The organism is Hungatella sp. SB206 (assembly GCF_051132295.1).
GTDB lineage: Bacteria > Bacillota > Clostridia > Lachnospirales > Lachnospiraceae > Hungatella > Hungatella effluvii.
Window position 1 is genome coordinate 1,648,921 of sequence record NZ_CP096603.1, and the last position, 23,284, is coordinate 1,672,204.

Annotated in this window: 23 protein-coding genes and 1 riboswitch; of the genes, 19 read left to right on the top strand and 4 right to left on the bottom strand. The window is 49.4% G+C overall.

Features of this window, described 5'->3' with window-relative positions:
* Positions 1-104: 104 nt before the first annotated feature.
* Positions 105-1,334 (bottom strand): argininosuccinate synthase, encoded by a 1,230-nt coding sequence (locus tag M1L66_RS07170; RefSeq protein WP_434691812.1) that lies wholly within the window; start codon positions 1,332-1,334, stop codon positions 105-107.
* Positions 1,335-1,694: 360 nt separating this feature from the next.
* Between M1L66_RS07170 and argC the strand changes: the two genes are divergently transcribed.
* From argC to M1L66_RS07200, 6 genes are all read left to right on the top strand, one after another.
* On the top strand, positions 1,695-2,735 hold the full coding sequence (gene argC, locus M1L66_RS07175; RefSeq protein ID WP_187022388.1) for an N-acetyl-gamma-glutamyl-phosphate reductase: 1,041 nt from the start codon (positions 1,695-1,697) through the stop codon (positions 2,733-2,735).
* A 68-nt stretch (positions 2,736-2,803) separates the two neighbouring features.
* Positions 2,804-3,250 carry a GNAT family N-acetyltransferase gene (locus tag M1L66_RS07180; RefSeq protein WP_434691814.1) on the top strand — a complete coding sequence of 149 codons (447 nt, stop codon included), beginning with the start codon at positions 2,804-2,806 and terminating at the stop codon, positions 3,248-3,250.
* Positions 3,251-3,281: 31 nt separating this feature from the next.
* A complete protein-coding gene (argJ, locus tag M1L66_RS07185; RefSeq protein ID WP_187022386.1) occupies positions 3,282-4,505 on the top strand; it encodes a bifunctional glutamate N-acetyltransferase/amino-acid acetyltransferase ArgJ in 1,224 nt (407 codons plus the stop codon).
* Between the two features lie 97 nt (positions 4,506-4,602).
* Positions 4,603-4,986: a DUF6483 family protein gene (locus M1L66_RS07190; protein WP_055657519.1), complete on the top strand. Its 384-nt coding sequence runs from the start codon at positions 4,603-4,605 to the stop codon at positions 4,984-4,986.
* A complete protein-coding gene (gene argB / locus M1L66_RS07195; protein ID WP_187022385.1) occupies positions 4,977-5,873 on the top strand; it encodes an acetylglutamate kinase in 897 nt (298 codons plus the stop codon). Before M1L66_RS07190 ends, argB begins: the two co-directional genes overlap by 10 nt.
* Positions 5,863-7,071, top strand: a complete 1,209-nt coding sequence (locus M1L66_RS07200; protein ID WP_187022384.1) for an aspartate aminotransferase family protein — start codon at positions 5,863-5,865, stop codon at positions 7,069-7,071. The genes argB and M1L66_RS07200 overlap by 11 nt, the downstream gene beginning before the upstream one ends.
* A gap of 14 nt (positions 7,072-7,085) precedes the next feature.
* On the opposite strand, the gene M1L66_RS07205 is transcribed toward M1L66_RS07200, so the two are convergent.
* On the bottom strand, positions 7,086-8,720 hold the full coding sequence (locus M1L66_RS07205; protein WP_434691820.1) for a SulP family inorganic anion transporter: 1,635 nt from the start codon (positions 8,718-8,720) through the stop codon (positions 7,086-7,088).
* 201 nt (positions 8,721-8,921) lie between these two features.
* Between M1L66_RS07205 and M1L66_RS07210 the strand changes: the two genes are divergently transcribed.
* On the top strand, positions 8,922-9,845 hold the full coding sequence (locus tag M1L66_RS07210; protein WP_434691822.1) for an HD domain-containing protein: 924 nt from the start codon (positions 8,922-8,924) through the stop codon (positions 9,843-9,845).
* A 118-nt stretch (positions 9,846-9,963) separates the two neighbouring features.
* On the opposite strand, the gene M1L66_RS07215 is transcribed toward M1L66_RS07210, so the two are convergent.
* A complete protein-coding gene (locus M1L66_RS07215) occupies positions 9,964-11,316 on the bottom strand; it encodes an MATE family efflux transporter (protein WP_434691825.1) in 1,353 nt (450 codons plus the stop codon).
* A 124-nt stretch (positions 11,317-11,440) separates the two neighbouring features.
* Here M1L66_RS07215 and M1L66_RS07220 point away from each other — a divergent pair, with 124 nt between their 5' ends.
* From M1L66_RS07220 to M1L66_RS07235, 4 genes are all read left to right on the top strand, one after another.
* A complete protein-coding gene (locus tag M1L66_RS07220; protein ID WP_434694215.1) occupies positions 11,441-11,971 on the top strand; it encodes a PadR family transcriptional regulator in 531 nt (176 codons plus the stop codon).
* A gap of 89 nt (positions 11,972-12,060) precedes the next feature.
* Positions 12,061-12,687, top strand: a complete 627-nt coding sequence (locus tag M1L66_RS07225; protein ID WP_002601150.1) for a cyclodeaminase/cyclohydrolase family protein — start codon at positions 12,061-12,063, stop codon at positions 12,685-12,687.
* Between the two features lie 61 nt (positions 12,688-12,748).
* Positions 12,749-13,600 (top strand): bifunctional 5,10-methylenetetrahydrofolate dehydrogenase/5,10-methenyltetrahydrofolate cyclohydrolase, encoded by an 852-nt coding sequence (locus tag M1L66_RS07230; RefSeq protein WP_187022380.1) that lies wholly within the window; start codon positions 12,749-12,751, stop codon positions 13,598-13,600.
* A 94-nt stretch (positions 13,601-13,694) separates the two neighbouring features.
* Complete coding sequence (locus tag M1L66_RS07235) at positions 13,695-13,967, top strand: hypothetical protein (RefSeq protein WP_434691828.1); 273 nt, start codon at positions 13,695-13,697, stop codon at positions 13,965-13,967.
* A 92-nt stretch (positions 13,968-14,059) separates the two neighbouring features.
* Here M1L66_RS07235 and thiT read toward each other — a convergent pair whose 3' ends face one another.
* Positions 14,060-14,731: an energy-coupled thiamine transporter ThiT gene (gene thiT / locus M1L66_RS07240; RefSeq protein WP_002601148.1), complete on the bottom strand. Its 672-nt coding sequence runs from the start codon at positions 14,729-14,731 to the stop codon at positions 14,060-14,062.
* Between the two features lie 49 nt (positions 14,732-14,780).
* Positions 14,781-14,883, bottom strand: a riboswitch (TPP riboswitch).
* A gap of 573 nt (positions 14,884-15,456) precedes the next feature.
* Here thiT and M1L66_RS07245 point away from each other — a divergent pair.
* The 8 genes from M1L66_RS07245 (at position 15,457) to M1L66_RS07280 (ending at position 23,205) form a co-directional block, all read left to right on the top strand.
* Positions 15,457-16,128 (top strand): response regulator transcription factor, encoded by a 672-nt coding sequence (locus tag M1L66_RS07245; protein ID WP_434691832.1) that lies wholly within the window; start codon positions 15,457-15,459, stop codon positions 16,126-16,128.
* Position 16,129: 1 nt separating this feature from the next.
* Entirely contained in the window at positions 16,130-17,137 is a 1,008-nt protein-coding gene (locus M1L66_RS07250) for a sensor histidine kinase (RefSeq protein WP_434691834.1), read from the top strand.
* A 115-nt stretch (positions 17,138-17,252) separates the two neighbouring features.
* Positions 17,253-17,933, top strand: a complete 681-nt coding sequence (locus M1L66_RS07255) for an ABC transporter ATP-binding protein (RefSeq protein ID WP_187022376.1) — start codon at positions 17,253-17,255, stop codon at positions 17,931-17,933.
* Between the two features lie 11 nt (positions 17,934-17,944).
* Positions 17,945-19,882 carry an FtsX-like permease family protein gene (locus M1L66_RS07260; RefSeq protein WP_434691838.1) on the top strand — a complete coding sequence of 646 codons (1,938 nt, stop codon included), beginning with the start codon at positions 17,945-17,947 and terminating at the stop codon, positions 19,880-19,882.
* Positions 19,883-20,119: 237 nt separating this feature from the next.
* Positions 20,120-20,545 (top strand): DMT family transporter, encoded by a 426-nt coding sequence (locus M1L66_RS07265; protein WP_002601147.1) that lies wholly within the window; start codon positions 20,120-20,122, stop codon positions 20,543-20,545.
* A gap of 388 nt (positions 20,546-20,933) precedes the next feature.
* Entirely contained in the window at positions 20,934-21,698 is a 765-nt protein-coding gene (locus M1L66_RS07270; RefSeq protein WP_187022374.1) for a helix-hairpin-helix domain-containing protein, read from the top strand.
* Between the two features lie 20 nt (positions 21,699-21,718).
* The gene (locus M1L66_RS07275) at positions 21,719-22,417 is read left to right on the top strand and encodes a response regulator transcription factor (protein ID WP_187022373.1); all 699 of its coding nucleotides are present in this window, start codon (positions 21,719-21,721) and stop codon (positions 22,415-22,417) included.
* Between the two features lie 296 nt (positions 22,418-22,713).
* Positions 22,714-23,205 carry a GNAT family N-acetyltransferase gene (locus M1L66_RS07280; RefSeq protein ID WP_025531757.1) on the top strand — a complete coding sequence of 164 codons (492 nt, stop codon included), beginning with the start codon at positions 22,714-22,716 and terminating at the stop codon, positions 23,203-23,205.
* The last annotated feature ends 79 nt before the right edge of the window (positions 23,206-23,284 follow it).

Here is a 23,284-nt window from a genome sequence, read left to right on the forward strand (position 1 = left end):
GGGAAATAAATGGATAAAAATGGAGCAGACATTGATGTCTGCTCCGTTTGACTATATTTATATTCTACAGTTTTGGAGAAATAAAATGGTATTTCCATTCAGTTTTATTTTCCGTTCTTTTTCTCCAGCTCCTGCATCTTCATGGCGCGGACCTTTAACGGGAGGCCGAATAAGGTGATGAAGCCGTCGGCGTCGTGATGATCATATAAGTCGCCGGTGGTGAAGGAAGCGAGGGACTCGCTGTATAAGGAGTATGGGCTTGTGGTGCCGGCTTTGATGATGTTGCCCTTGTAAAGCTTGAATTTAACTTCGCCGGTTACGTACTGCTGTGTGGATTCCACGAAAGCCTGGATCGCCTCACGGAGAGGAGTGAACCATTTTCCTTCATATACGATCTGTGCAAATTTGTTGCCCATGTCTTTCTTTACTTCCATGGTGGCGCGGTCTAACACCAGCTCTTCTAACTGCTGATGAGCTTCCATCAGGATTGTTCCGCCAGGAGTCTCATAGACGCCGCGGGACTTCATACCTACTACACGGTTTTCTACGATATCAACGATGCCGATACCGTGCTTGCCGCCCAGTTCATTTAATTTCCGGATGATATCAGAAACCTTCATCGCTTCGCCGTTTACGCTGACCGGTACCCCTTTTTCAAAGGTCATGGTAACGTATTCGCCTTCATTCGGAGCCTTTTCGGGAGAAACGCCGAGAACCAGTAAATGATCGTAATCCGGTTCGCTCCCCGGGTCTTCCAGTTCCAGGCCTTCATGGCTGATGTGCCATAAGTTCCTGTCACGGCTGTAGCTGTTGTCTGCGGAGAACGGAAGGTTGATGCCATGCTGTTTGCAGTATTCAATCTCGTCTTCACGGGACTGCATGGTCCATACATCGGTCATACGCCATGGAGCGATAATCTTTAAATCAGGAGCCAGAGCCTTGATGCCCAGCTCGAAACGGATCTGGTCGTTTCCTTTTCCGGTAGCGCCGTGGCAGATGGCGGTAGCACCTTCCTTGCGGGCAATTTCAACCAGCCTCTTGGCGATGGCCGGACGAGCCATGGAGGTGCCCAGTAAATATTTATTCTCGTATACGGAATTGGCTTGAACGCATGGAACGATGTAGTTGTCGCAGAAATCATCAACTAAATCTTCTATGTATAATTTGGAAGCGCCGGATAATTTGGCTCTCTCCTCAAGGCCATCCAGCTCGTTGCCCTGACCGCAGTCGATGCAGCAGCAGACAACTTCATAATCAAAATTTTCTTTTAACCACGGAATAATAGCAGTTGTGTCGAGTCCGCCTGAATAGGCTAAAATAACTTTCTCTTTCATATTAAGATTCCTCCTGAATATAGATCGTGAACATTTCCTGAAAGCCTTACGGATCTGTTTCCTGGCTTCCTGAACTTTCATAAATATACACCATTATTATGAAAAATGCAAGTATAAAATAAAAAATATCAAAAAAAACTTGCATAATATGCAATGACAATGTATAATTATGAACTATCATCACAGAAGAAAGTGGATATTCCGGTGAAGCTGTATAAAAAAGAATGAAGAAAACAGAAAAAGGTACTTTTATTTCGAGGGGAAAGTTACTATAATCAAGGCAGGACAAATCAGGGCAGGGTAATATGGAAAGCCGTCAAATGAATGCGGTAATACCAATAAAAAAAGAGGAGAATAATTATGATTAAAGCAGGAATCATGGGGGCAACCGGATACGCAGGCGGTGAGCTTGCAAGGCTGCTTTTGCAGAGAGACGATGTGGAAATTACATGGTACGGATCCAAAAGCTATGTGGACCAGAGATACGCGTCGGTATTTAAAAATATGGTGCAGTTTGTAGATGACGCGTGTATGGATGATAATATGGAAGCGCTGGCAGAACAGGCCGATGTCATTTTCACGGCCACGCCTCAGGGATTCTGTGCTTCTCTCATGAATGAAGCGGTATTATCAAAGGCTAAGGTGATTGATTTAAGCGCCGACTACCGGATCAAGGATGTGGCGGTGTATGAGAAATGGTATAAAATAGAACATAAGACACCGGAATATATTCAGGAAGCGGTATACGGACTTCCGGAGATCAACAGGGAAAAGATCAAGGGCGCCCGCCTGATTGCTAATCCGGGCTGTTATCCCACTTGCTCCTTCCTCTCGGTCTATCCTCTGGTAAAAGAGGGACTGATCGATCCGAATACGGTGATTATCGACGCAAAATCTGGAACCTCCGGTGCGGGGCGCGGGGCCAAGGTCGATAACCTGTACTGCGAGGTCAATGAGAGCATCAAGGCCTACGGTGTCGGCGTTCACCGCCACACGCCGGAGATCGAAGAACAGCTTTCGCTGGCGGCAGGAAAGCCTGTGACCATCAGCTTTACACCGCATCTCGTTCCCATGAACCGGGGCATCCTCGTGACGGCTTACGGGACTCTGCTTAAGAGCGTTACATATGAAGAGGTAAAGACCATTTACGATAAATATTATGAGAACGAGTATTTCGTGAGAGTGCTTGGCCGCGACGAGGCGCCTCAGACGAAATGGGTGGAAGGAAGCAACTTTGTGGATGTGAACTTCAAGATTGATCCGAGAACGAACCGCGTGGTCATGATGGGAGCCATGGATAATCTGGTGAAGGGCGCCGCAGGACAGGCGATTCAGAACATGAACATCATGTTCGGCCTTCCGGAAAATCAGGGGCTTAAGCTGGTTCCCATGTTTCCGTAACGGTTATAGGAGTACTCGCAAAGCAGTACGAGTTACGAATATGGGAGGAAAGAGTAAGGGAAGAGCGTATGACAATCAGGACAATGACGATAGACGACTACGACCAGGTCTGGCATTTATGGTCTGAAATCAGAGGCTTTGGAATCAGGACATTGGATGACTCCAGAGAAGGCGTGGAGAAGTTTTTAAAGAGAAATCCGTCTACCAGCGTGGTGGCGGAAGAGGATGGAATGGTGATCGGAGCGATCCTCTGCGGCCATGACGGGCGGAGAGGCTGTATGTACCATGTCTGTGTAGCTGAAAAATACAGAAAACACGGAATCGGCCACCAGATGGCGCTGGCGGCCATGGAGGCGCTGAAGGCGGAAGGAATCAACAAGGTGAGCCTGATTGCATTTAAATCCAATACAATCGGAAATAAATTCTGGAGAAAAGTCGGCTGGACGTTCCGGGAAGACTTGAATTACTATGATTTTACATTGAATGAAGAAAATATTACCAGATTTATTGAGTAACCATAAGACGAAGGAGAGGAGAATTTAAGGGATGAAGAAGATAGACGGCGGCGTAACTGCTGCAAAGGGATTTTCGGCCGCATCGACGGCTGCGGGAATCAAGTATAAAGACCGCATGGATATGGCAATGATATACAGTGAGAAGCCGTGTAAGGCGGCGGGAACCTTTACGACGAACATCGTAAAGGCGGCTCCCGTAAAATGGGATCAGGAGGTCGTAGCCGGTTCCCCGTATGCACAGGCCATCGTGGTAAATGCGGGAATCGCCAATGCGTGTACCGGAGCGGAAGGGTACGGATATTGTCTGGAGACGGCGAAGGCGGCCGCGGAGACTTTACAAATACCGGAAAATGCAGTTCTCGTGGCTTCTACCGGTGTGATCGGCATGCAGCTTCCCATGGATCGGATTACGGCTGGAATCAGAGCCATGGCTCCGAATCTTTCTGATACCCTGGAGGGCGGAACCGCCGCATCGAAGGCGATTATGACCACTGATACGGTGAATAAAGAGGTGGCTGTGGAGTTTTCGGTGGGAGGAAAGACGGTGACCATCGGCGGTATGTGTAAGGGCTCCGGTATGATCCACCCGAATATGTGCACCATGCTGAGCTTTGTGACCACGGATCTGGCCATATCGAAGGAGCTTCTGACGGAGGCGCTCCGCGAGGATATCAAGGACACGTACAACATGATCTCAGTGGACGGAGATACCTCCACCAACGATACCGTGCTTCTGCTGGCCAACGGAATGGCGGAGAATCCGGAGATTACAGAGAAAAATGAAGACTATGAGGCATTTGTAAAGGCATTAAACATCATCAATGAGACGCTCGCCAAAAAGATGGCTGGCGACGGAGAAGGATGTACGGCCCTGTTCGAAGTGAAAATTGTGGGGGCGCAGACGAAGGAACAGGCGGTGACGCTGGCTAAATCGGTTATCACCTCCAGCCTGACAAAGGCCGCTGTCTTCGGCCATGATGCAAACTGGGGCCGGATCCTCTGCGCCATGGGCTACTCCGGAGCCCAGTTCGACCCGGAGCAGGTAGATCTATATTTCGAGAGCGCAGCGGGAAAACTCCAGATCATTGAAAATGGAGTCGCACTTCCCTACAGTGAGGAGGAGGCCACAAAGATCCTCTCCGAACCGGAAGTGACGGCTACGGCCGATATCAAGATGGGACCGTGTTCGGCTACGGCGTGGGGCTGTGATCTGACCTTTGACTATGTGAAAATAAACGCGGATTACCGTTCCTGACCAGCGGTAATCTGCCGGTGACAGCGGTTACGAAAAAAATGTGGGAAAAGGGACGCCAGAGAAAGGCATCGATAAAATATAGAAAAGAGAGCGAACGATGGCTGTAAAAGATGATTACGTAATGCGGATGATAAAGGATATGGCGAGAGTTCTGGCCCGCCTTATTCTCGGAAAAGACGATATCAACTACGTTCTGCCGGAAGATGAGGAATTTACAGTAATTGATAATCTGTACAAGAAGCTGATCACCATGGCGGACGCAGGACAGATCAACGAGGCAGAGAATATCCTGCTCAATGAACTGGAAGACAAGAGCTCGGAGTATTTTGAGATGGCGGCATCATTTTATCTTCATTTGAATGAATACAGCGATGGATTTCTGGATGCACACCAGTATTCAAGAGAAGAGATCAATGAAGGAATGGGAAATCTGGGTAAAGAATTTGGAGTCGATTTGGGAGGAGCAGAAAAATGGATCTAGATCAAAGCATCATGCAGAAGGCGGAAGTCCTGATAGAGGCGCTTCCATATATTCAGCGGTTTAACAGAAAAATTATCGTCGTAAAATACGGCGGCAGCGCCATGGTGGATGAAGAACTGAAGAAGCATGTGATTCAGGACGTTGTCCTGTTAAAGCTGGTAGGTTTTAAACCAATTATCGTCCATGGCGGCGGCAAGGAAATCAGCAAATGGGTCGGAAAAGTGGGGATGGAGCCGCAGTTTATTAACGGTCTGCGTGTGACGGACGAACCGACCATGGAAATCGCTGAGATGGTGCTTAACCGGGTGAACAAGAGCCTGGTGCAGCTGGTGAGTGAGCTGGGCGTGAAGGCGGTGGGCATCAGCGGCAAGGACGGCATGATGCTGCAGTGTAAAAAGAGATACGCGGACGGCGAGGATATCGGTTATGTGGGCGATATCACCGGAGTGGACCCGCAGATTATCTATGACCTTCTGGAAAAGGATTTCCTGCCGATCATCTGTCCGGTGGGATTTGACGAAGAATTTAAGACGTACAATATCAATGCGGACGACGCGGCCTGCGCTATTGCGACGGCCATGAAGGCGGAGAAGCTGGCATTTTTAACGGATGTAGAAGGCGTTTACAGAGATTTTGAGGACAAGGAATCTTTAATTTCGGAAATGACTATTGATGAGGCGCTGAATTTTGTGAGCGGCGGAACACTTGGAGGTGGAATGCTTCCAAAGCTTCAGAACTGTATCGATGCCATGAAGCAGGGCGTTTCCAGAGTACATATTATGGATGGACGGATTCCGCACTGTCTTCTGCTGGAGATCTTTACAAATAAAGGAATTGGAACTGCGATTATCAATTCGGGAGATGAGAGGTATTACCATGCCGAATAAACAGGAATACATTCAAAAAGCGGAACAGGAATTTTATAAGACGTATAACCGGTATCCGGTCATTTTTGACCATGGGGACGGTGTGTTTCTTTACGATACGGAAGGGGAAGAATATCTCGATTTCGGAGCGGGCATCGCGGTTATGGGATTGGGATATAACGATAAACAGTACAATGAGGCAGTGAAGGCCCAGGTAGATAAGCTTCTGCATACCTCTAATTTATTTTACAATGTACCTTCCATCGAAGCGGGAGAAAAGCTCCTGGCGGCTTCCGGCATGGATAAGGTGTTCTTTACCAACAGCGGGACCGAAGCCATTGAGGGCGCTCTGAAAATCGCCAGAAGGTATGCCTACAATAAGGCGGCCGAAGAGAAGCGGGGAGAAGGAGGTGTCCACGAGATCATTGCCATGCGCCATTCCTTCCACGGAAGAAGCATGGGTGCGTTGTCTGTCACAGGTAATGACCATTACCAGGAGCCGTTTAAGCCGCTGATCCCGGGAATCAGATTCGCTGATTTCAATGATCTGGACAGCGTGAAGGCACTGATTCATGAGAATACGTGCGCGGTTATTATGGAGACTGTTCAGGGCGAGGGAGGCATTTATCCCGCGGAAGAGGGATTCTTAAAGGGAGTCCGTGCGCTGTGTGATGAACACGACATGCTGCTGATCCTCGACGAGATCCAGTGCGGGATGGGACGTACCGGTTCCATGTTCGCATGGCAGCAGTACGGTGTGAAGCCGGATGTCATGACGGTGGCCAAGGCGCTGGGAAACGGCGTTCCGGTGGGCGCGTTCCTGGCTTCCGGAAAAGCGGCTTCGGCCATGGTCCCGGGAGATCACGGCACCACCTACGGCGGAAATCCGCTGGTAACAGCGGCGGCCAGCGCGGTGTTAAGTATTTTCGAAGAACGCGGGATTGTGGATCACGTGAATTTAGTGGGCGGTTATCTGTGGGAGAAGCTGGAAGAAATGGCCGCACAGTTTGACTGCATTACCGGCCACCGAGGCAGGGGGCTGATGCAGGGGCTGGAGTTCCAAATGCCTGTCGGTCCCATCGTACAGAAGGCGCTTCTCGAAGAAAAACTGGTGTTAATCAGCGCGGGAAGCAATATTATTCGATTTGTACCGCCGCTTATTATAGAGAGAGAGCATGTGGATGAGATGGTCAGGCGGCTGACGGCTGTGTTGGAATAGAAGAAAAGGAAGGCTCAATGTAAGCCTTCCCTATGTAAAATCGCTTTTTCCACGCTCCAGTAAAAGTTCTCTTCACCAATCATATCATAGATATCGGAGCGTTTCAGCATATCCATTGTGCTGCCTGGAACGCCGCATAAAAGAATGCGTTTTCCCTTTGCCTGTAAATCTGACAAGACGCGCATAAATGCAATCGCTCCTGAGATATCCATATAGGAAACGCCGCGCATGGACAGCAGCACTGTATCAAAGTCCTTCGTACAGGCCTCTATTTCTTCGATTGCCTGAGTATTGGCAAAGATGACAGCGCCGGTCAGATAGGCGACGACTGCGTTGGCATATTCCTTTGCAAGAGCCGCATCCGTGCTGCGGATCCGGTCCATATCTACCTTTTCATAATTTATCTCGATGTTTGCCAGCCGGCTGACGAGGAGAACCAATGCGGTGACGACGCCGATCAGGATTGCGGTTGTCAAGTCAAATACGATTGTGGCAGCCATAGTGATGATGTATTTGGCAGCGGCTCCCTTGAAATGATGGGAGAAAATATATTTGATTTCCTGCCAGTCGTTCATGCGGAAAGCGGTGACCATCAGTACGCCGGCGAGGGCGGACAGCGGGATTTTTGCCATCACGGGTCCGAGAATAAACATGAAGGCCAGGAGCCCCAGCGCATGGAAGGTACCGGTAAGCCTTGTGCGGGCGCCGGATTTCAATGCGACGCTGGTACGAGCGATGGCCGCTGTGGCGGGGATTCCACCGAAAAACGGAAGGATGATATTGCCGATCCCCTGAGCTACCAGCTCCTGGTCGCTGTTCAGCCTGACATTTGCCATTTTGCCGGCGCTGGCTCCGCACAGCAGACTTTCGATCATTCCCAGCATGGCGATACTGACGGCTGGTCCGATCAATCCGCTGAGATTTGAAGGCGTAATGGCGGCTAAATCTAACCGGGTGTCCAGAAAAAGTGTTTTCGGGATGGCGCCGACAGTCTGGATGTCAAGCTTCAGGCTTACGGACAGAATAGTCGCAAGAATAATGCTCAAAAAAGATGCGGGAACCACCGCGTTCCATTTTTTAGGAAAGAAAACCATAAACAGGACAACGAAGAGTCCCAGGCCTGCCGCCTGTATATTGACAGGGAAGCCCAGATGTCCATAGCTTAAGAGTTTCATGACGGCGCTGGAGCCCTCGGAGGTAACTCCAAAGAAGTTGTCGACCTGTCCCAGTGCGATGATGACGGCAATACCGGAGGTAAAGCCGGTGATAACAGGTGCAGGAATGAAGCTTGTCAGCCTGCCGATATGAAAGATCCCGCACAGAACCAGCAGAATCCCGGCGATCAGTGTCGCAGTGAAAACGCCCTGCATTCCGTATCGGGCAATTATGGAAATTAAAATGGCGGCCATGGCGCCCGTAGGACCGGATATCTGGTAATAGCCGCCGGAAAGTGCGCCGATGACGAGACCTGCAATAATGGCGGTAACGAGGCCGGCCGCGGCTGTGGATCCGCTGCTCACGCCGAACGCAAGCGCCAGAGGCAGTGCAACCGCTGCAACCGTCAGCCCGGCCATCAGATCTTTCATGCAGTCGGCGCCAGTGTAGTTTTGAAATTCAGATTTTAGTTGTGATACGTAATTCTTAATCATTGTAATCGTGTCCCATTCTCTTTGTTTTTTTGTTTCCAGGCAGAACTTCCTGAAACCGAGATGAGTATATCAGAAGAAGAACAGGAAATCAATGGAATAGGAACAGGGACTGAAAAAAATACAGCAATCGCGGAACAGCGCCGGCCGAATCGATCGGGTATAATAAAGCTACCACGTGGGAAATTAGAAAAGGAAGTGAGAGTGTTGGGACAAAAAGATATCCTTATGGAGTGCGCATTATATATCCGGTCGCATGCGAAGGAGCCGCTGTCGATACAGGGGCTGGCAGAACAGTTCGGGTATTCGGCCTGCCATTTTTCCCGGATGTTCCGGGCGGAGATGGGGGTCACCCTGATGGACTACGTAAAACAGCAGCGCCTGTTCGGAGCGGCCAGGGAAATACGGGAAGGACGAAAAATACTGGATACCGCGCTGGATTACGGTTATGAGACGCACAGCGGCTTCACCAGAGCCTTTCGTGCACAATTTGGGTATTCTCCCGCACTCCTCCGTGCATTTCATGTCGGAGAGGCTTTTGAGAAAGGAGACTGGGAGAATATGGGACTTTATCTGAGAGAAACGCCGGTTCACGCACTGCCAAACGAAATTTATGCACTGCTTTTTGATGTGCTTGACGAAGCCGGAACGGAGTATGAGAAAAAACATCTGGAGGCCGTTTACGAGCTGGCCGAACACGTCTATAAAGGGAAAAAACGCCGTTCGGGGGACGACTATGTGACGCATCCCCTTAACACTGCGCTGATTCTGGCAGATATGGGGGCCGATGAGGACACGGTCTGTGCCGGTCTGCTTCATGATATCTGGGAAATGGCGGATGAGCCGGAAATGTATCTGTCTGACCCGGCTGTCACACCGGCCATGAATGAGATTCTGAGGGAATACAGGGCATTTGAAAAATACGTAAGCTGTGATGAGCGGGTGGTCTTAATCGCGCTGGCCGACCGGCTTCACAATATGAGGACCATCGATTTCGTCGATCCGGCCACATGGAAGGAGCGGGCGAAAATGACTCTGGAAGTATTCGGCCCCATGGCTGCGGAGTGCGGAAAGGTAAAATGCCGGATGGAGTTTGATGATCTGGCAGAAAGATATTTGAAGGAATAGCGTTCTGATGCACATGCAACGCTGTACTGGGAATTTTGAACGGGCAGAATGCCGGCAGCACTGGAATCGAATAATTCTGTGGCTTCCCGGCATTCTGTTCTGTGTAAAGATACAAAAGCTAAGACCTTGCTCCGTTCAGTTCCCTGTGGAGCCGCACCGCCATAAACACGGTGATCATGGCAGAGATAACATCTGCAGCCGGCTGGGCGTAGAGAATGCCGTTTATTCCCCAGAGGGATGGGAGAAGCAGTACGACAGGCACAAAGCAGATTCCCTGTCTGCAGGCACCGAGTATAAAACCTTCTTTCGCTTTTCCCAGAGAGAGGAACAGGGAAGAATAGACGGTATAGAAACCGAAGAGCAGAAAAGAAATACCGTTTGCCGTCAGCGAACGCCGGCCGATCTCGATCATCTGTACATCGCCTTTTGTGAACTGGGAGATGACGGCCGTGGAACAGAGTGCCATTCCCAACCCGAAGACCGCGCAGAAGATGGTTGACCATATTATAGAAGTTTTGATCGCCTCATGGAGGCGGTCATATTTTTTTGCCCCATAGCTGTATCCGGCGATCGGCTGAAAGCCTTTCAGAAAGCCGAATACCATCAGACTGCCCATGGAAATAATTCTCGTTACAGCTCCCATACCGGCAATCACGGAATCGCCGTATGGTCTTGCCTTTAAGTTGATCAGGGCGACAGAGAGACTGGTCAGCAGTTGGAAAACCAGTGTGGGAATTCCAATTTTAAGGATTTCGGACATAATTTCTGATGAGAAGCAGCATTTTTTTATGCTGAAGCTGAAGACACTCTTTTTTCTGAACACATAGAAGAGATAAACTGCCGTGGAAACGATCTGGGAGATGGCTGTGGCAATTGCGGCGCCGGCGACTCCCAGGTGTAAGACGTAGATGAAAAACGGATCCAGAACCATATTTAACACAGCGCCTGTCAGAAGCGCACACATCGTGGTCTTTGCGGCCCCTTCGCTGGTTACGATATTGTTCATGGTGACATTGAAAATATTAAAGATGGACGAGACGACGTAAATACCCGCGTAGATTTCCGCATAGGGAAGAATGCTTTCCGTGGCGCCCAGGAGCCGCAGGATCGGTCTTAGAAAGAGGATGGTGCAGATAATGATCACTGCGCCGACGGAGATGCTGCTGTAAAGCGCCGTGCTGGCAACCCGGTCCGCAGTCTCCATTTCCCCGTGACCAAGCAATCGGGATATATAGGAGGCGGCGCCATTTCCAAATAGCAGGCCCAGTCCCACGACAACCTGTCCCAGAGGAAATGCGACAGAGATCGCCCCCATCTGGCTGGTTCCCAGCCCTCCGACAAAGTAGGCGTCCACCAGATTGTAAAGCGCATTGATCATCATGCCGATCATGGTGGGAAGCCCCATTGCTAAAAGCGCTTTCGGTATTGGGGCGCTTCCAAGCAGTTCCATTTTACTGTTGCGTTCATTCATGATTCATTCTCCCTTCTGTTGACACAAAATGTAAAATATAGTACTATAAAGTATAGTGAATACGGCCGTGAAGCCATAGTACTATAATTTATAGTATATGTCAAGCGGAAATAAGGAGGACATGATGGCGACAATAGATTTGATCGTATTGGGAATTCTGAAGAAGGAATCCCTAAGTGCCTATGATATTCAGAAGCTGGTGGAATACCGCAACATCTCGCGGTGGGTAAAAATCAGTACGCCTTCCATCTATAAAAAAGTAATTCAGCTGGAAGAGAAGGGCTATATCCAGAGCAGCATGGTGAAAGAGGGGAAAATGGCGGAAAAGGCGGTCTATACCCTGACCGAAGCCGGAGAGCAGGAATTTGAAAAGCTCATGCTGGAGATCGCGTCCGGCCCGATCCATATATTTCTGGATTTCAATGCGGTAATCGTAAATTTAACCAGCCTGTCTCAGGAAAAACAGCAGGAGTGTTTAAGCAGGATCGAGGGCAATGTGAAGATTCTGAAGGCGTATCTGGAAGAGAATATTGACCGAAAGGGAAATGCGCCGGGGATACCGGAGACGGGCATGGCCGTTTTGCAGCAGCAGTATATCCTGGCGGAGGCGATCGAAGCATGGATTAATTCTTTAAAAGAAGGCATAGAAAAATAGTCTTTCACGGGCTTTATGATTATGGTATACTATAAGAACTTAATGAGGTATTTTACAGACTTAGTGCGAATATACGGAGGGAAGGAATTATGATAAAGGAAATGGTGACAGAAGAATTTCTGGCGGAATTATCATCGAAGAAACCGACTCCCGGCGGCGGCGGTGCGGCTGCACTGGGCGGTGCAGCAGGGGTATCTTTGGGGCAGATGGTGATTAATCTGACTCTTGGCAAGAAAAAATATGCGGACGTGGAAGAGGAGATGAAGGAGCTTTTAGAGCAGCTGGAAACTCTGAAAGCAGAGTTTCTTCATCTGGCCGACGAGGATGCGCGGGTGTTCGCACCTCTGGCGGCAGCCTACGGTCTGCCAGGTACTACGGATGAGGAAAAAAAGCGAAAGGCCGAGGTGCTGGAGGGCCATCTCCTGACGGCAAGTCTCGTTCCGCTCCACGTGATGGAAGATGCGCAGAAGGCTCTGGTTATCATGGACATTTTGGCGGAAAAGGGGAGCCGGATGGCGGTCAGCGACGTGGGCGTGGGCGTACAGTTTATCCGAACGGCCTTAACCGGCGCGGTCATGAACGTATGGATCAATACGAAATCCATGAAAGACAGGGAGAAGGCAGAGGAACTGAACCGGCAGGCAGACGAGATGATGCGTTCCGGGACAGCGGCGGCGGATGCGGTCTATCAGAAGGTGGAAAACGCGCTGCGCTGAGACGTGCCGCCAGAAGAGGAAGATACAGACTGACAGAGCGTGAAATGAGAGGATTGAACGGATGATTACATTAAAGGGTGCAGAGGTTTCTGCAAAGATAAAGGAACAGACAGCAGAGATGCTGAAACAGTGCGGCGGCAGGATACCGAAGCTTGCCATCGTCCGTGTGGGTGAGAATCCGGACGACTTGTCGTATGAGCGGGGGGCGGTGAAGAAGATGGCGGCATTTGGCCTTTCCGCTGAAGTCTATGCCTATCCCGCGGACATTGATGATGAGGCGTTTAAGGCGGAGTTTCAGAAGATCAACGGGGATCCGGAGGTCGATGGGATTCTCCTGCTCCGTCCGCTGCCGAAGCAGATCCACGAGAGAGAGATTGAGCGCATGATCGATCCGGAAAAGGATTTAGACGGAATATCACCGGAAAATATCGCAAAGGTGTTTGCCGGGGACAGCTCGGGTTATGCGCCATGTACCGCGGAGGCGGTGGTGGAGACATTAAAAGCCTTTGAAATCCCGATCAGCGGAAAGCGGGCGGTGATCGTGGGCCGCAGCATGGTCGTCGGGAAACCGCTGTCCATGCTTCTGTTGAAAGAAAACGCCACGGTTACCATCTGCCACACGAGGACCGTGAATCTAAAAGAGACCTGCCGGAACGCCGAAATTCTGGTGGCGGCAGCAGGCCGGGCAAAGATGCTTGATAAAGAGAGCGTGGGAAAAGACGCGGTTGTGATCGATGTGGGCATCAATGTGGATGAGAACGGAAAACTCTGCGGAGATGTGGATTTCGAGACGCTGGAGGGAACCGCTTCCATGGCGACGCCGGTTCCGGGAGGCATCGGCGCGGTAACGACGGCCGTGCTTGCGAAGCATCTGGTGATGGCGGCAGCGGGAAAAGTACCGAGAAAAGGGTGAATGGAAAATATAAAAATGACCTTGCAGTGAGCTTGCTGAAATGTATAATTTCTCCATAGCATATCGGACAGCCAAAAAAGGATAGGGTGATTTTATGGTAGATAATGAATTACTGCTTGCGATATCGGGGTTACTTGATGCAAAGCTTGATGCGAAGCTTGAGCCAATACAAAATGACATTCGAAATATTAAACTGGACATAAAGAATGATATCAAACCACAGCTAAGGCTGTTAGCAGAAAACTATGTTCCTGCTGCTATACGTTATGAAAGCGAATCAGCAAAAATATCAGCTCTGGAGGCTGATGTAGAAATCATGAAGAAGGTGATTTCGAAACATAGTGAGAAGCTGCAGCAATTAGCATAGTAAGAAAAGATGAGATAAAAGAAGGTAAGAGGGCTGCGCCGCACGACGCAGCCCTCTTACCTTCTTTTTTTAATAATATAAATAGAACCGGTTTAAGAACTGATCGCCTGCTTTTTCACCTGCGCGATTGCCTTTGCCACTGGCGGCAGGCTGAGAATGACAACGGTTGCGATTGCTTCCGGCACGATGTAGGTGGCATTATATCCCAGCGTGTATAAAAATGGGTTCATACCTTCCGGTGCATAAGCGGCAAAAAATATGTAGCCGGAGAGCACATGGCAGATATAACGGCTGAAGATACCGAAGAGATAGCCAGTGATCAGACCATGCTTTTTCGAACTGAAAAGCCCGGCCAGTCCCAGTCCGGCGAAGGCCATCGGGTAGTCGAGAAGCACCTGAAGCGGAGCAAAGATATACGGTTCGATGAGGAACTGCAGGATTCCGTAGGCCATTCCGGTGATCAGGCCGGTTTTGGCCCCGTAGATGTAACCGATCAGGCAGATAAACATCATGGAAAATAAGGTGATGGAGCCGCCGAAGGGCAGGGATGCCACCTTAATGTAGGAAGTCACGACTGCGAGAGCCATGGCTGCGGAACAGGTAACAAGCTGTTTCGTCTGCATCTTCTGCGTCTTAAGGGATACTTTCCCCAGCTTATAGATGACAAATAACAGTGCGGCCAGTAAAATGATGAGCAGGCCATAGCCGGCGGGCTTCAGCAGATACTCTTCGCTGTCTGCCGCGTAGGTCAAGAAAAATGACATAAAAAAATCCTCCTTTGTTTACACACAGGAGGGGACTACTTTTGATGAAGTATGAATCATACTGCTTCCTTACGCCGGCATTATCCGGTTCAAGTAGTGAGGGTCATGTAAAAAATTCCATTCTCAGCCAATTGGCTCCCCTAGCGTGTCTTTTTCTGTTTTATTTTACGTGTGTGAGTATATCGCAAAATACGTAAAGTGTCAAGCAGAATGAAAGGGGGCGGAATAAACTTGTAAACTTACAGAATTATGAAGAATTGTGGTTCCTCATGAGGCTGAGAGGGATTTCGGGGTTTTTGTTCCGCCAGGGAGCCGGGGCCGGAGCGCTTTCCCCAGTTTCGGCGATTTTTGCAGGACGTCGGCAGCTCTTAGGCCGGAAGGATACAAAAACAAGGGTACCGATGACATTCATCGGGAACTCCTGAAGGACTTCCCGATTCAGGTCCTCTAAAAATCTGACTTTGAGGTCAGATTTTTCCCCTTGTTTTTGCACCCTTCCGGCCTAAGAGCTGCCGACGTCCTGCAAAAATCGCCGAAACTGGGGAAAGCGCTCCGGCCCCGGCTCCCTGGCGGAACAAAAACCCCGAAATCCCGGCTAAAGTTATTGACGAAAGCAGCTTTTCATAATTCTGTAAGTTTACAAGTTTATCCCAAAGGGGACAAATCCTCCCCTCCATGATACAATAGACAGGAGCATAAAAAATCTGACAGAGGGAGTGGAGGGAATGAGCAGAATTCTAATTGTGGAAGATGATACTGAGATTGTGAAAAATCTGATCATCCTGTTGAGAGAAGAGGGATTTGTATCTTTTTCTGCGTCTGGACGGAAGGCCGCACTGGAGGCGATCGAGAGGGAAAATTTTGATCTGGTATTGTTGGATGTTGCACTGCCGGATGGAAATGGATATTCTCTCTGCAATGTGATAAAACGAAAAGGGGATATTCCCGTGATTTTTCTGACAGCTATGGGTGATGAAGCGAGTATAGTGACTGGGTTTGATTTAGGGGCGGATGACTATGTATCCAAGCCGTTTAAGCCGCTGGAGCTGGTCTCGAGAATTAAGAATGCTCTTAGAAGGTATGGGAAGAGCCCGGCGATATTTCAAATATCTGACTTGAGAGTGGATTCGGTAAAAGCTTCCGTCAGTAAAAGTGGAAAGGACATTCTGCTTTCTGCTTTGGAATATCGGCTGCTGCTGGTCTTTTTAAACCATCCCGGCCAGGTGCTGTCGCGGGGGCGGCTGCTTGAGGAACTATGGGATATTGCCGGGGATTATGTGAATGATAATACACTGACCGTTAATATCAAACGGCTTCGTGATAAGATAGAGACGGACGCATCAAATCCGGCCATTATAAAGACGGTTCGCGGGCTGGGCTACAGGTTGGGGGACTGATATGGGACTGCTGAGAAATCCGGAGGTAAAAGAAGTTTTTCGTTTCCAGTTCTTTTTTACGCTGGCTGCTGCGGCTGGTGCTGCACTGTTTCACCCAGTCTTTGCAGTTTATGTTCTTTTCGTAAGCATGGTCTGCGCTGTAAGGTACCTGGCATTTACGAAAAAGAGATACGATACTGTTTCGGAGTTAAATTACCAGATGGACCGGATTCTGCATGGTGATTACCATATGGATCTGATTCCGGATAAGGAGGGAGAACTGGCCCTCCTGACAAGTGAAATCTATAAGGTAACCCTGCGGTTGAAGGAGCAGGCGGATGCTCTGGAGCAGGAGACGAGATATTTGAGCGATTCCCTGGCGGATATTTCGCATCAGATCAGGACTCCTCTGACTTCGATACGCATGATTGTACCAAGGCTGCAGCGGGAAGAGCTGACTTCGGAGGAGAGACGGAAATACGTCGGGGAAGTCATTGGGCTGCTGTCACGGACGGAGTGGCTGATCGCTTCTCTGTTAAAAATGGCCAGGCTGGAGTCAGGAACGGCTGTTGTTCAGTGTGAACGGATTTTCGCCGCAGAGGTGGTGGAAAAAGCATTAAGTCCGGTGGATATCCTGATAGATTTAAAAGAGATCACGTGTGAAGTGTCCATAAAGGAGAGCACAGGATTTATAGGGGACTTACAATGGTCCGCAGAGGCGGTGGGAAACGTGATTAAGAACTGTGTGGAGCACATGCCTGAAAGGGGAAAGCTGGAAATCTATGGAGACGAAAATCCGGTCTATACAGAACTTTTGATTGCGGATTCAGGACCAGGCATTGCTTCGGAGGATATTCCCCATCTTTTTGAGCGTTTCTACAGGGGAAAAGATTCCGGAACGGATCATGTCGGAATCGGGCTTGCACTTTCACGTATGATTGTTCATCGGCAGAACGGCACGATTCAGGTGGAAAACCGCAGGGAGGGCGGGGCCAAATTTACAATTCGTTTCTATAAGGGGGCTGTCTGAACAGCTCCCTTTTCGATTGCCGGGAGAATCATTCAGTGACAAAAACGTAATGAAACAGTCACGGACACGTCACCGGGTTCATGGTATACTATCGGAAAAAGTAAGGAGGAACGCCATGGAGATTTTAAGAATAGAGAAGCTATGCAAGGTTTATGGGAAAGACGAGAGCCGGGTAGATGCTTTGCAGAACCTGTCCCTGTCTGTGCAGAAAGGGGAATTTGTCGCTATAGTTGGACAATCAGGTTCAGGAAAATCTACGCTGCTCCATTTAATTGGCGGTGTAGACCGGCCCTCATCCGGAGAAATTTACGTTGACGGAAAATCGGTTTATACAAAGAACCAGGAAGAGCTGGCTATATTCAGACGCAGACAGGTAGGGCTGATTTACCAGTTTTACAACTTGATCCCTGTCCTTAATGTAGTGGAAAATATTGTGCTCCCGCTGAAACTGGACGGGCAGAAGGTGAATGAGGAGAGGCTTGAGGAGTTGCTTGAGGTTCTGGGACTGGAGGACAGAAGAAACCATCTGCCCAGGCAGCTTTCCGGCGGCCAGCAGCAGCGGGTGTCCATTGGACGCGCCTTAATTAATGCTCCCGCGCTGGTACTGGCAGACGAGCCCACGGGGAATCTGGACAGCAAAAACAGCCAGGAGATTACGGAACTGCTGAAGTATTCCAATCGGAAGTATGGACAGACGCTGATTCTCATTACCCACGATGAGAATATCGCTTTGCAGGCGGACAGGCTGATCCGCCTGGAAGACGGGAAAATTGCTTCGGATGAGAAAATCCGGTAAGGAGGTATGGTATGTGGAGAATATATTCGGTCCATTATATGAAGCATAATAAGGCAGCCAGTATTTTTATCATGGCGTCCGCACTCCTCGCTTCCATGCTGCTCTCATTTCTCAGTGTATTCTTTTATAACCTGTGGATGGATCAGAAATACCAGCTTTTTCTGCAGACAGGATCGGCAGATGAGGCGGTTACTCCGCTGATTCTTGCGTATTTATTTATTCTGATTATAGCGAGCACCTCTTTGATTCTAATGCTTCATAATGCTTTTGAAGTGACGATGAATGCCAGGATGCATCAGCTGGGCATCCTGCAGAGTGTAGGCGCGACGCCGGCACAGATTAAATCGGTGCTGGTTAGCGAAGCCGTGGTACTGTCACTGATTCCTTTGGCGGTGGGAACCCTGGCCGGTGTCGGACTCAGCTATGGGGTATGGAGTTTTTTTTATGTAATAGGAGACAGTTTTAGAGAATATGACTTATGGTTTCGGTACCGGCCCGCTCTTTCGGCAGGGGCCATTGTATTTTCTTATCTTACTGTAAGGCTTTCTGCGTGGATCCCCGCCAGGAAGCTGAGCCTGATATCACCGCTGGAGGCAATACAATACGGTACAGAAGCACCAGTGGAGCGAATGCGTCAGTTCCGTATTTTCTCGGTATTATTTGGCTGCTGCGGCGAACTGGCGAGAAAATCCATTTATGCGAGAAGGAAGGCATTTCGCACGACTACGCTGTCTCTTGGTCTTTCTTTTCTGGCCTTTATCAGTTTCTTAAATCTTGAGACGATATCCGGAATATTTACAGAGGATACGTATTTTAATCAGTACCGCGACAAATGGGATTTTCTGTTAAGCATCGACGAGAGTGAGGTGCCTGACAGCGGTCTTACCGATGAAATTACAAAAATAGAAGGAGTAAAAAGCTGTCTGACCTACCGAAGACTTAAGGCGCAGGCGACTCTACCGGAGGAATTATTCAGCAGTCAACTAAAGGAGACAGGGATCGGGAATCTCAATGACCAGATTAAAAAGAGTGACGACGGCAATTATCTGGTGGATATACCAGTCTATGTACTGGATCATGAAAGTTTTGCAGAATATTACGGCAATACGGCGGACCCGGCTTTGGCACAGCAGCAGGCTGTGGCGGTCAATTTAATCTGGGACAGCGTAAACAGCGACTGGAGGAATAAGACATATATACCATTTCTGAAGGAGGACCACCCAGTCACACTGAAACTGAAGGACAGTTCAGGGAAAAACGGTGGGATTCCGGTAACCATTGCTCTGTTTACAGAGACACTTCCGGACTGGAAAGAGCAGCTGCAGCAGTATGCATTGACGCTGGTGATATCGGAACACGATTATGAAAAGCTGAAAAACCAATTTCCTGCAGGGTCTGTGTATTTCAACATAAAAACCGTATCAGAGCAGAAGAATGACGAAGTGCTTTCTGATATCCGGACACTGCTTACCGGAAAAAAGCATTATACGCTGGACAGTCGTCTGGAGGAAGAACGCACGGAACGTATCAAACGGGATGGCCTGCGGCTTTTTATGGGATTTCTGGCGGTTTTGTTTTCCAGCATTGGTTTGTCTAATGTATTTTCTGTTGCGCTGGGGCAGATATACCAGAGAAAAAAGGAGTTTGCAAGGTATATGTCAGTCGGTCTCTCCTATCGCGGCGTGAAAAAAATACTGCTGACAGAATCGCTTATTATTACATTTAATCCTCTGCTGTTCAGTCTTCTGGCCAATATTCCACTGGTACTGATGGCTGTGAATGCCAGCGGAATCTCTCTGACGGACTACCTTAAGAAAGCTCCGGTTGTTCCTGTCTTAATGTTTACTGCGTTCGTTATGTTTTTTGTCGGGCTGGCCTATACGGTTGGAGCTATGAAAATCTGTAAGGGAAATTTAATGGATCTTTTAAAGGATGATACACTGGTATGACCCATACGAAATGGCTTGCTGGTCTGGTAAGGATGATTTTTCGAGAGTGCAGACGCAAAAACGCAGGCGTAGTGGGGCTACGCTGAGGCTTTTGCGTCTGTGCTGTCGGAAAAGCAGACCAGCGAAACCGTAAGGTATTTTGTGTGGGTTATACCAGTATAAGTATGAATAGAAGTTCCAATTCTGCGCATGATAAAGGAAAGATTAGAAATGCATGACAGATTTGGAGGTTATTCTATGACAGGCTTTATCATAGCATTGATTTCAGGAGCGCTGATGAGCATCCAGGGAGTTTTGAATACAGGGGTCACGAAGCAGACCAGCATCTGGGTGTCAGCCGGGTGGGTGCAGCTGACGGCGTTTATCACCTGTATTGTCATCTGGTATTTTTCAGGGAGAGAAAATATTTCGGGAATCCTGCAGGTGGAACCGAAGTACATGCTTCTGGGCGGAATTATCGGCGCCTTTATCACATATACCGTAGTGCGCAGTATGGGCTCGCTGGGACCTGCAAAGGCGGCTCTTATCATCGTCATTTCCCAGATTATCGTGGCATACGGAATCGAACTGTTCGGTCTGTTCGGAGTGGAAAAGGTCGGATTTGAATGGAAGAAACTGCTTGGCGCTGTTGTGGCGGTGATTGGTATTATCATATTTAACTAGTGCAGCGTTGCGCAAGTTCCAGTGAATTCTGCACTCGCTATTCACGCCAGGACCACGCCCGCGAAGCTAGACGTAGGGTCCACTACGCCGTCGCTTCGCGGACGCGCCCCTGACGCCAATATCAAGTACAGAATTCACCGAAACTTACGCAATGCTGTACTAGATGAAATATGTAAAAAACGTTGGGTATCCGAAAGCAGGGAAGGAGCGGGGAACATGGAGATCCCGTTACAGCCTGTGCCTCCGGAGGTCCGACGTTTTTTCGACTGGGGACTGGCTTTGCCGCAGATAAAGTGGAAATAGTGCTTGTATTTACTGGTATCTTTTTGTAGAATAGTAACATAGGCTGAAGATGGTATCCTTTCCCTGAGAAAAAAGGAGGGATATCATGAAATATAGATATCAGGCAGTAAAAATGGCTGTAATACTCATATGCGTGTTGGCTGCAGGCGTATGCTACAGCTGTGATGGAAGGCAGGACGGATGGGAGTCCGGGGAACTGCCGGTTATGAATGCCCCGGGTGATGCGGGGACGAGTCAGGCGGAAGAGGCACCGGAAGGAAATGGGGAGACGGGGGAGTCTGATCCTTATGGGAACGCGAAGGAATCAGATGAGATGGAGATCCCGGTTTCTGAAGAGACGGCGGTTTCTGTCTGTTACGTACATATCTGCGGGGAAGTTGTGCTTCCGGGTGTTTATGAGATGGAAGAGGGGAGCAGGATTTTTCAGGTTGTGGAGCGCGCTGGTGGATTCACGGAGCGTGCGGCGGCGCAGTATCTGAATATGGCTCAGGTTGTCAGCGACGGCATGAAGATCGTGGTTCCGGATGGCGAATCGCTCGATGGGGCGGAACGCTACGGGCTTGATTCCGAAGGCGGAAATCATGGCGCGGGCAGCGCAGGCGCCGGTGTGATCATGCCGGAGGGAAAGACCGCGGGCGGCAGTACGGCAAAAGAAAAAGTGAAAGTGAATTTGAACACGGCCACCAGGGAAGAGCTGATGACCTTAAAGGGGATCGGAGAAGCAAAGGCCGACGATATCATCGCTTACCGGGAGAGCCATGGCGGGTTTCAGAAGATTGAGGATATCAAGAAGATATCCGGTATCAAGGATGCAGCATTTGAAAAGATCAAAGATGACATAACAGTGTGAGTGGAAGATAGAGGTGTGACATGGCACGTATTTTAGTAGTGGATGATGAGAAACTGATTGTGAAGGGAATCCGGTTCAGTCTGGAGCAGGACAACATGGAAGTGGACTGCGCCTATGACGGAGAGGAAGCCATTAATTTAGCAAAGCAAAAGGAATATGATGTGGTGCTTCTCGATGTGATGCTGCCGAAGTTTGATGGTTATGAGGTCTGCCAGGCCATCCGGGAGTTCTCCGAGATGCCGATCATCATGCTGACGGCAAAGGGCAACGATATGGATAAGATTCTGGGGCTGGAGTATGGCGCCGATGACTATATAACGAAACCGTTTAATATTCTGGAGGTAAAGGCCAGAATCAAGGCAATTATGCGGAGAAATACGAAGAAGAGCAGACGGGAAAGCCGGGCCGAATCCAATGTAGTGACTTCCGGTGATTTAAAGCTGGACCGCGACAGCCGCCGCGTCTTTATTGGTGAAAAAGAGATTAATTTAACAGCCAAGGAGTTCGATCTGCTGGAGCTTCTGGCCTGTAATCCGAACAAGGTCTACAGCCGGGAACAGCTGCTTACGTACGTGTGGGGCAACAAGGCCATGGATTCCGGTGATGTCAGAACCGTGGACGTCCATGTAAGACGTCTCCGTGAGAAGATCGAGCCAAGCCCCAGCGATCCCAAATATGTTCATACGAAATGGGGCGTCGGATACTATTTCCGCGCTTAGCACCGCATTGTATAATTAACAGTGAATATAGCGTCCGCTATCTGCGCCAGGAGCACGCCCACAAAGCTAACCGCAGGGCCCACTGCGCCGTCGCTTCGTGGACGCACACCTGACGCAGATATCAGACACTCTATTCACCATTAATTACGCAATGCAGTACTAATTAAGAAGAGATGATGGAAGAAACGATGGAAGAGGAGGATATCTGCAGGTCTGACGCCGCAGATTCCGCCTTTTCTTTCATCCGCCGGAAGTGTGCGGCGGCGAAATGTGAAGGATGAGAAGAGGTCGGAGAAATGGTATATACAATCAGAAACGTGAAAGCAGAGGATCTGGATCAGGTCACAGAGGTGGAAGCTTTATGCTTTCCGGCGGCAGAGGCCGCGACGGGAGAGTCTTTTCGAAAGCGTATCGAAACATTTCCGGAAAGCTTTCTTGTGGCAGAGAATGAGAGCGGGAAAATCATTGGCTTTATTAACGGCTGTGTAACGGATGAGAGAACCATACGGGATGAGATGTTTGAGGACAGCGGACTCCACCGGGCGGACGGGATGTATCAGAGCATTTTCGGGCTGGACGTGATTCCGGAATACCGGAGGCAGGGCGTCGCGGCCGATCTGATGAATCACTTGATTCAAACGGCGAAGGCGCGGGGAAAAAAGGGCATGATCCTGACCTGCAAGGACCGTCTGATCCACTACTATGAAAAATTCGGCTACCGCAGTCTGGGGATATCCGGATCGGTACACGGCGGAGCCGTCTGGTACGATATGCTTCTGGAGTTTTAAAAACAGAGCCATATGTTACAGTTCACAGCCCTGTCGATCTTTGCTTCCCGGTCTGTGAACTGAAACGGCCATTTACCTT

Coding starts and splice junctions, on each gene's coding strand:
- argC (WP_187022388.1), top strand. CDS start 1,695: ATGATTAAAGCAGGAATCATGGGGGCAACCGGATACGCAGGCGGTGAG.
- M1L66_RS07170 (WP_434691812.1), bottom strand. CDS start 1,334: ATGAAAGAGAAAGTTATTTTAGCCTATTCAGGCGGACTCGACACAACT.
- M1L66_RS07280 (WP_025531757.1), top strand. CDS start 22,714: ATGGTATATACAATCAGAAACGTGAAAGCAGAGGATCTGGATCAGGTC.
- M1L66_RS07275 (WP_187022373.1), top strand. CDS start 21,719: ATGGCACGTATTTTAGTAGTGGATGATGAGAAACTGATTGTGAAGGGA.
- M1L66_RS07205 (WP_434691820.1), bottom strand. CDS start 8,720: ATGATTAAGAATTACGTATCACAACTAAAATCTGAATTTCAAAACTAC.
- M1L66_RS07245 (WP_434691832.1), top strand. CDS start 15,457: ATGAGCAGAATTCTAATTGTGGAAGATGATACTGAGATTGTGAAAAAT.
- M1L66_RS07255 (WP_187022376.1), top strand. CDS start 17,253: ATGGAGATTTTAAGAATAGAGAAGCTATGCAAGGTTTATGGGAAAGAC.
- M1L66_RS07235 (WP_434691828.1), top strand. CDS start 13,695: ATGGTAGATAATGAATTACTGCTTGCGATATCGGGGTTACTTGATGCA.
- M1L66_RS07215 (WP_434691825.1), bottom strand. CDS start 11,316: ATGAATGAACGCAACAGTAAAATGGAACTGCTTGGAAGCGCCCCAATA.
- thiT (WP_002601148.1), bottom strand. CDS start 14,731: ATGTCATTTTTCTTGACCTACGCGGCAGACAGCGAAGAGTATCTGCTG.
- M1L66_RS07190 (WP_055657519.1), top strand. CDS start 4,603: ATGGCTGTAAAAGATGATTACGTAATGCGGATGATAAAGGATATGGCG.
- M1L66_RS07265 (WP_002601147.1), top strand. CDS start 20,120: ATGACAGGCTTTATCATAGCATTGATTTCAGGAGCGCTGATGAGCATC.
- argB (WP_187022385.1), top strand. CDS start 4,977: ATGGATCTAGATCAAAGCATCATGCAGAAGGCGGAAGTCCTGATAGAG.
- M1L66_RS07225 (WP_002601150.1), top strand. CDS start 12,061: ATGATAAAGGAAATGGTGACAGAAGAATTTCTGGCGGAATTATCATCG.
- M1L66_RS07180 (WP_434691814.1), top strand. CDS start 2,804: ATGACAATCAGGACAATGACGATAGACGACTACGACCAGGTCTGGCAT.
- M1L66_RS07230 (WP_187022380.1), top strand. CDS start 12,749: ATGATTACATTAAAGGGTGCAGAGGTTTCTGCAAAGATAAAGGAACAG.
- M1L66_RS07220 (WP_434694215.1), top strand. CDS start 11,441: ATGGCGACAATAGATTTGATCGTATTGGGAATTCTGAAGAAGGAATCC.
- M1L66_RS07270 (WP_187022374.1), top strand. CDS start 20,934: ATGAAATATAGATATCAGGCAGTAAAAATGGCTGTAATACTCATATGC.
- M1L66_RS07200 (WP_187022384.1), top strand. CDS start 5,863: ATGCCGAATAAACAGGAATACATTCAAAAAGCGGAACAGGAATTTTAT.
- argJ (WP_187022386.1), top strand. CDS start 3,282: ATGAAGAAGATAGACGGCGGCGTAACTGCTGCAAAGGGATTTTCGGCC.
- M1L66_RS07260 (WP_434691838.1), top strand. CDS start 17,945: ATGTGGAGAATATATTCGGTCCATTATATGAAGCATAATAAGGCAGCC.
- M1L66_RS07250 (WP_434691834.1), top strand. CDS start 16,130: ATGGGACTGCTGAGAAATCCGGAGGTAAAAGAAGTTTTTCGTTTCCAG.